This window comes from Streptomyces sp. YIM 98790 (assembly GCF_011421595.1).
GTDB lineage: Bacteria > Actinomycetota > Actinomycetes > Streptomycetales > Streptomycetaceae > Streptomyces.
In genome coordinates, this window is record NZ_WTLH01000250.1 from 1 (window position 1) to 6,997 (window position 6,997).

5 protein-coding genes are annotated in these 6,997 nt (G+C 76.5%); 4 read left to right on the forward strand and 1 reads right to left on the reverse strand.

Annotated features, from left to right (window positions below; translation table 11 throughout):
- Positions 1 to 106: 106 nt before the first annotated feature.
- On the forward strand, positions 107 to 1,780 hold the full coding sequence (locus GQS09_RS25810; RefSeq protein ID WP_165989963.1) for a threonine/serine exporter family protein: 1,674 nt from the start codon (positions 107 to 109) through the stop codon (positions 1,778 to 1,780).
- A 133-nt stretch (positions 1,781 to 1,913) separates the two neighbouring features.
- Here GQS09_RS25810 and GQS09_RS25815 read toward each other — a convergent pair whose 3' ends face one another.
- Entirely contained in the window at positions 1,914 to 2,411 is a 498-nt protein-coding gene (locus GQS09_RS25815; protein ID WP_165989960.1) for an inorganic diphosphatase, read from the reverse strand.
- Positions 2,412 to 2,520: 109 nt separating this feature from the next.
- Between GQS09_RS25815 and dacB the strand changes: the two genes are divergently transcribed.
- The 3 genes from dacB to tilS all read left to right on the forward strand — a co-directional run bounded on the left by dacB (position 2,521) and on the right by tilS (position 6,923).
- Entirely contained in the window at positions 2,521 to 4,233 is a 1,713-nt protein-coding gene (dacB, locus tag GQS09_RS25820) for a D-alanyl-D-alanine carboxypeptidase/D-alanyl-D-alanine-endopeptidase (protein ID WP_165989964.1), read from the forward strand.
- Positions 4,234 to 4,355: 122 nt separating this feature from the next.
- Entirely contained in the window at positions 4,356 to 5,495 is a 1,140-nt protein-coding gene (locus GQS09_RS25825) for a zinc-dependent metalloprotease (RefSeq protein ID WP_165989961.1), read from the forward strand.
- A 363-nt stretch (positions 5,496 to 5,858) separates the two neighbouring features.
- Entirely contained in the window at positions 5,859 to 6,923 is a 1,065-nt protein-coding gene (gene tilS, locus GQS09_RS25830) for a tRNA lysidine(34) synthetase TilS (protein ID WP_399552605.1), read from the forward strand.
- Positions 6,924 to 6,997: the final 74 nt, after the last annotated feature.

Consider the following 6,997-nt stretch of genomic DNA (forward strand, 5'->3'; position numbering starts at 1 on the left):
CCGCCGGCGCGGCCGGGAGACGCCGCCGCCCCCCGGCTCCCGCTTCGCCGTGCCCGGCACCCCGCCGGAACCGCAGGAGCCGTCCGGGCCGTCCGGGCCGTCCGGGCTGTCCGGGCCGTCCGGGACCGCCGCCGGTGAACCCGGACCCGGCTTCGTCGTGCCCGAGGGCCTGTCCGTGCCGCCGCCCGCCGCGGCCGGCACCGGACCCCTGCCCGGGCCCGGGGAGGAGGCGCACTCCGGCTTCGCCGTGCCCGAGGGCGTCACCCCGCCCGCGCCGCAGCCGCCCGGCCCGGCCGCCGCGGCCTCCCCCGGCCCGGCCGCCGACCCCCGCGGCGCCGGTTTCACCCCGCCCGAGGGCATACCCGCCGTGGTGCTCAACAAGCGGCTGCCCTGGCAGGACCGGATGCGCAGCATGGTGCGGCTGCCCGTCGGCGAGCGCCCCGCCCCGGAGACCAGGGCGCGCGGCTCCGAGGGCGAGTACACGGTCCCCGTGCCCCGAATCCTGGACCTCACCCTGCGGATCGGCGAGCTGCTGCTCGCCAGCGGGGAGGGCGCGGAGGACGTGGAGACCGCGATGTTCGCCATCGCCCACGCGCACGGCCTGGACCGCTGCGAGGCGACCGTCACCTTCACCCTGATCTCCATCACCCACCAGCCGTCCCTGGTGGACGACCCGGTGTCGCTGAGCCGGATCGTGCGGCGCCGCGGCACCGACTACACCCGGCTGGCCGGGGTCTTCCGGCTGGTCGACGACATCACCGCCGGCCGGGTCACGCTGGAGGAGTCCTACGGGCGGCTGGCGGAGATCCGCCGCAACCGCCACCCCTATGCCACCTGGCAGCTCTCGGCCGCCTCCGGGCTGCTGGCCGGCGCGGCCAGCGTGCTGGTCGGGGGCCGCTGGGAGGTGTTCCTGCTGGCGGTGCTGGGCGCGCTGGCCGGTGACCGGCTGGCCTGGGCGCTGTCCGGACGCGGACTGCCCGAGTTCTACCAGCTGCTGGCCGCCGCCACCTGCCCGGCCGTGACCGGGGTGCTGCTGGCCGCCACCGGCGAGCCGGACCGCAACGAACTGGTGCGCGCCGCCGCGGTGATCACCGGCGGGCTGTTCGCGCTGTTCCCCGGCCGGGCGCTGGTGGCCGCCGTGCAGGACGGGCTCACCGGCTTCTACATCACCGCCTCCGCCCGGCTGCTGGAGGTCTTCTACCTCATGACCGGGATCACCACCGGGGTGCTGGCCGTCCTCTACTTCGGGGAGCTGTCCGGGGTCTCGCTCAATCCCGAGGCGATCGACGTGCGGACCAGGCCGCTGATCCAGCTCGCCGCGGCCGTGGTGCTGTCGCTGTCCTTCTGCGTGCTGCTCCAGCAGGAACGTCACACCGTACTGGTGGCCAGTCTGAACGGCGGCGTGGCCTGGGTGGTGTACGGCGCCATGGTCGACGTGGGGAACCTGTCGCCGTTCGCGGCGACCGCGGTGGGAGCGGGCCTGGTCGGCCTGTTCGGCCAGTTGCTGGCCCGCTACCGGCTGACGTCCTCCCTGCCCTACATCACGGCCGCCATCGGGCCGCTGCTGCCCGGCGGCGCGTTCTACTTCGGCCTGCTGGGGCTGGCCCAGGGCGATGTGGACACCGGCGTCCAGAATCTGCTGCGCGCCGCCACCCTGGCCCTGGCCATCGCGGTCGGCGTCAACCTCGGCAGTGAACTGGCCCGGCTGTTCATCGGCGCGCCCGGCCGGCTGGAGACCGCCGCCCCGCGCCGCGGCGCCAAGCGCACCCGCGGCTTCTGAGCCGCCCCCGCCGCACGCGGGTCATGCCCCCCGCTCCGCGCGGGACGCGGCGGAGCGGGACGGCCGTGCGGGGACCGGGCCGCAGGGCCCGCGGCGGACGCGGTACCGGCACCGGCACCGGTACCGGCCGGGCTCAGTGGTGGTTGCCGCCCGCGTCGGCGAGACGCTTGATGGAACGCTCGATCTCGGCCTCGGCCTCCACCCGGCCGACCCAGTTGGCGCCCTCCACCGACTTGCCGGGCTCCAGGTCCTTGTACACCTCGAAGAAGTGCTGGATCTCCAGCCGGTCGAACTCGCTCACATGGTGGATGTCGCGCAGGTGCTCCATGCGGGGATCGGAGGCGGGCACGCACAGCAGCTTGTCGTCGCCGCCGGCCTCGTCCCGCATCCGGAACATGCCGAGCACCCGGCACTTGATGATGCAGCCGGGGAAGGTCGGCTCGTCCAGCAGCACCAGCGCGTCCAGCGGGTCGCCGTCCTCGCCCAGGGTGTCGTCCACATAACCGTAGTCGGCCGGGTACACCGTGGACGTGAACAGGTGGCGGTCCAGGCGGATACGTCCGGTCTTGTGATCCACCTCGTACTTGTTCCGCGACCCCTTCGGGATCTCGATGGTGACGTCGAACTCCACGGGAGGCTCCTCAGGCGTAGGGACCAGGGACAGGGTGATTAAGTGTCCCCTACGCAGGGGTGTGCTCGCGAAAGGGGCTGGTGTTCAGGTGCGCGAGGCGGTGACGCGGATGCTTCGGCGGTCCCGGGGGGTCTGGCGGCGGGCGGCCCGCCATCCGGCCGTGCGCCGGGTCCGGGAACGGGCGGTGCCGCCCGCCGCCCGGCTGCTCCGCCGCTCCGCCCGCTTCGCCCGGGCCGCCCACCGGAGCGCCGTACAGCCCGCCGTCCGGCCCGCCGCCCGCTTCCTCCGCCCGCACGCCCGCCGCCTGCACCGGGCCGTGGTGGCGCCGGCCGCCGGCTCGCTGCGCCGCCATGCCGGGGTGTGGCGGATCACCCTGTACGCCACCCTGGCCGGGCTGCTGATCTCGGTGGTGACGATCGGCCTGGCCGGGCCGTGGGAGTCCGGCCGCCGCACCGCGGAACACACCCGGGCCGCCGAGCTGACCGCAGAACGCCACGGCACCACCGCCGCCGGGGCGGCCGGCGGCACGGCCGGCACCACCGCCGACGCCAAGGGCGACCGGGAGGCCGCCGCGGGCGGCATCCCGGAACCGATGGCCGGCCCCGTACTGACCCCGCTGCCCGAGGACGGCCCGGCGGACTCCGGCGGCTCCGGCCCGGAGCCCGCCGCCGGCCCCTCGGCCGCACTCGCCGGCCTGCTCCAGCCGCTGCTCGACGACCCCGCGCTCGGCACCGGCGTGGCGGCCACCGTGCTCGACGTGGCCACCGGCCGCGAACTCTTCACCACCGGGACCGGCGCCGCGCCGCCCGCCTCCACCATGAAGCTGGTCACCGGAGCCGCCGCGCTGACCGCCCTCGGCCCGGAGCACCGGCTCACCACCCGGGTGGTGTACGACGAGCCGAACAACCGGGTCGTGCTGGTCGGCGGCGGCGACACCACCCTCGGCTCCGAGGACCTCGCCGCTCTGGCCCGGGCCACCGCCCGCGCGCTGGCCGGCCGCGGCATCGGCGCGGTCGGCGTCGGCTACGACGCGGGCCGGTTCAGCGGCCCCGAGACCCACCACCCCATCGGGGTCAACGACAACATCTCCCCGCTCACCTCCCTCACCGTGAACGGCGGTCGGCTGGACGGCTCCACGCACGGGCCGGCACCGCGCGCGGCCGACCCGGCGGCCGAGGCCGGAGGGGAGTTCGTGGCCGCGCTCACCGACGCGGGCATCACGGTCAAGGGCTCCTCCGCCGCGCCGCGCACCGCGCCGGACGGCGCGCCGGAGCTCGCCGTGCACCGCTCCGAGCCGGTCGCGGTCCTGGTCGAGCGGGCCCTGACGCACAGCGACAACGACCTCGCCGAATCCCTCGGCCGCCAGGTCGCGGCGGCCGACGGCCTCCCGCTGGACCTGGCCGGGGTGTCCCGGGCGCTGACCGGCCGGCTCGCCGGGCTGGGCCTGCCCACCGAGGGGCTGCGGATCGCCGACGCCAGCGGGCTGGACCGCAACGGGCGGCTCACCACGGGGCTGCTCGCCCGGCTGCTGGCGCTGGCCGCCGCTCCGGACCGTCCGGAACTGCGCCCGGTGCTCACCGGCATGCCGGTCGCCGGCTTCAACGGCACCCTGCGCCACCGCTACGACGAGCACGGCGGCGGCCTGATCCGCGCCAAGACCGGCACCCTGACCGGCGTCAACGCGCTCGCCGGCACCACGGTGGACGCCGACGGCCGGGTCCTGGCCTTCGCCTTCCTGGCGCACGGCACGGCCTCCCCCAGCGCCGCCGAGGCCGCCCTCGACACCACCGCCGGCACCCTCCTCACCTGCGGCTGCCCCTGACCCCCGGCGGTCCGCCCGCGCCGCCCCGGCGGGCGGGCGGCGGCCGGGCGGCGGCCCCGGGCGCGGGGCGCGGGAAAGGCCGGCCTATCCGGTTCTGCCGCCGGGCACGTACCGTGGAGAGCATGACGCGACTCGGTGGTACGGAGCTGGTCGACTGGAATCTCGCGGTGTCCACCGCGGCCCGCATCACCCGGCCCGGCCCCGAGGTCACCCGGGACCAGGCACGGGACGTGGTGGCCGAGCTGCGGCGGCACGCCGCGGCATCCCAGGAGCACGTGCGCGAATTCACCACGATGCACTCCACCGGCCCGGACACCCCGGTGCTGGTGGTGGACCGCCCCGGCTGGATCAAGGCCAATGTGGCCGGCTTCCGCGAGCTGCTGCGCCCCATGCTGCGCAAGGCCCGCGAGCGGCGCGCCGCCACGCCCGGCGGCACCGCGCTCGGCCTGGTCGGCAGCAAGGTCACCGGCGTCGAGGTCGGGATGCTGATGTCCTTCCTCTCCTCCCGGGTGCTCGGCCAGTACGAGACCTTCGCCCCGGCCACCCCCGCCCTGCCCGGCGCCCCGGACGGCGGCGGCCGGCTGCTGCTGGTCGCCCCCAACATCGTCCACGTGGAGCGGGAGCTCGACGTCGACCCGCACGACTTCCGGCTGTGGGTCTGCCTGCACGAGGAGACCCACCGCACCCAGTTCGCCGCCGTGCCCTGGCTGCGCGACCACCTGGAGGGCGAGATCCAGGCGTTCCTGGCCGAGGCGGACGTCGACCCGGCCACCCTGATGGAGCGGTTCCGGCAGGCCGTGCAGTCCCTCTCCGGCCGCGACGAGCAGCGCAACGGCACGGAACAGCCGCCGCCCGCCCCGGCCGGCCGGAGCTCCCTGGTGGACCTGGTGCAGACGCCCCGCCAGCGCGAGATCCTGGACCGCCTCACGGCCGTGATGTCCCTGCTGGAGGGCCACGCCGACTACGTCATGGACGGCGTCGGCCCGCAGGTGGTGCCCACCGTGGCGGAGATCCGCGAGAAGTTCACCCGCCGCCGTCAGACCGGTGCCGGCCGCCTGGACCGGGCGCTGCGCCGCGTCCTGGGCATGGACGCCAAGCTGCGCCAGTACCAGGAGGGGGAGCGGTTCGTCCGCGCCGTGGTGGAGGAGGCGGGCATGTCCGGTTTCAACAAGGTCTGGACCTCGCCCAACACCCTCCCCACCAAGGAGGAGATCGCCAAACCCGCTGCATGGGTCGCACGGGTGCGGCCCGCCGCCGGCTAGCGGCGAATCCTGGCGCGAACCCTTTCGCCGGGCACGCCCAACGCCTCATCATCACTCTTACGAGGGACCATCAAGCCTCGCAGGGCGTGCAATGCTCGGGGAGCAGCCCGCCTCTGTCACCATGAACGCACTCAGCGTGACGCGACTCCGCTGGTCCGCGTGACGGTGGCTCCAGAGTTCCCCTCAGATCACCCAGAGTGATCCCCCGAGTGTCCTAGGAAGTGATCGGACATGGGTCCCCACCCCACGGTCGCGGCAATACGCCTGGCCGTCCGCCGCGTTCTGCACGAGATCCTCGACGACCTGCGGCCTCCCGCCGCCGCCCCGGCCGCCGGTGACCCGGCCTCCGGCACTCCGCGGGCCCTGCCCCCGGCGCCTTCCCCGCTGATCCTGGCCGCCTGCTCGGGCGGCGCGGATTCCATGGCCCTCGCCTCCGCCCTCGCCTTCGAAGCCCCCCGCCTCGGCCTGCGCGCCGGCGGCATCACCGTCGACCACGGCCTGCAGGACGGCTCGGCGGAACGGGCCCGCGAAGTGGCCGACCGGATGACCGCCATGGGCCTGGACCCGGTCGGCATCGCCGCCGTGACGGTGGGCCGCGCCGGAGGGCCCGAGGCCGCCGCCCGCACCGCCCGCTACGCCGCCCTGGACCGGGCCGCGGAGCGCCACGGCGCGGTCGCGGTGCTGCTCGGCCACACCCGCGACGACCAGGCGGAGACGGTGCTGCTGGGCCTGGCCCGGGGCTCGGGCATCCGCTCGCTGGCCGGCATGCCGGCCGTCTCCGCCAGCCCGGCCGCGTCCGCCGCCCCCGCCGTCTCCGCCGCCCCTGCCGGCACCGCCGGCCCGCCCGCCCCGGCCGTCCCGGCTCCCGCACCCGGTGCCGGACCCGGTGCCGGACCGGGTCTCCCGCCCGGCGCGGCGGCGCGCCGCTACCGGCGGCCGTTCCTCCGGCTCGACCGCCGGACCACCCGCACCGCCTGCGCCGAACAGGGCCTGCCGGTCTGGGACGACCCGCACAACACCGACCCCGCCTACGCCCGCTCCCGGGTGCGCCACGAAGCCCTGCCCGTGCTGGAGAAGGCCCTCGGCCGCGGCGTGGTGGAGGCCCTGGCCCGCACCGCCCGGCTCTCCCGGGACGACGCCGACGCCCTGGACGCCTGGGCGCAGCGGGCGCAGCGCGAGGTCACCCGCCCGGACGGCACGCTGGACGTCGCGGCCCTGCGCGAACTGCCGCCCGCCGTGCGCCGCCGGGTGCTGCGCAGCGCCGCGATCGCCGCCGGTGCGCCGGCCGGCTCGCTGTTCGCCCGGCACATCGAGGAGACCGACCGGCTGATCACCGCCTGGCGCGGCCAGCGCCCGCTGAACCTGCCGGGCCGGGTCGAGGCCCGCCGGCAGGGTGGCAGACTGGTCCTGCAGCAGGCGGACGGCTAGCGCGGCCGGCGGGCGGGCCCGGCACCGGCGCGGGATGCCGCCCGCCGCGGCGTGGGAGCGCACCGGCGTGCCGG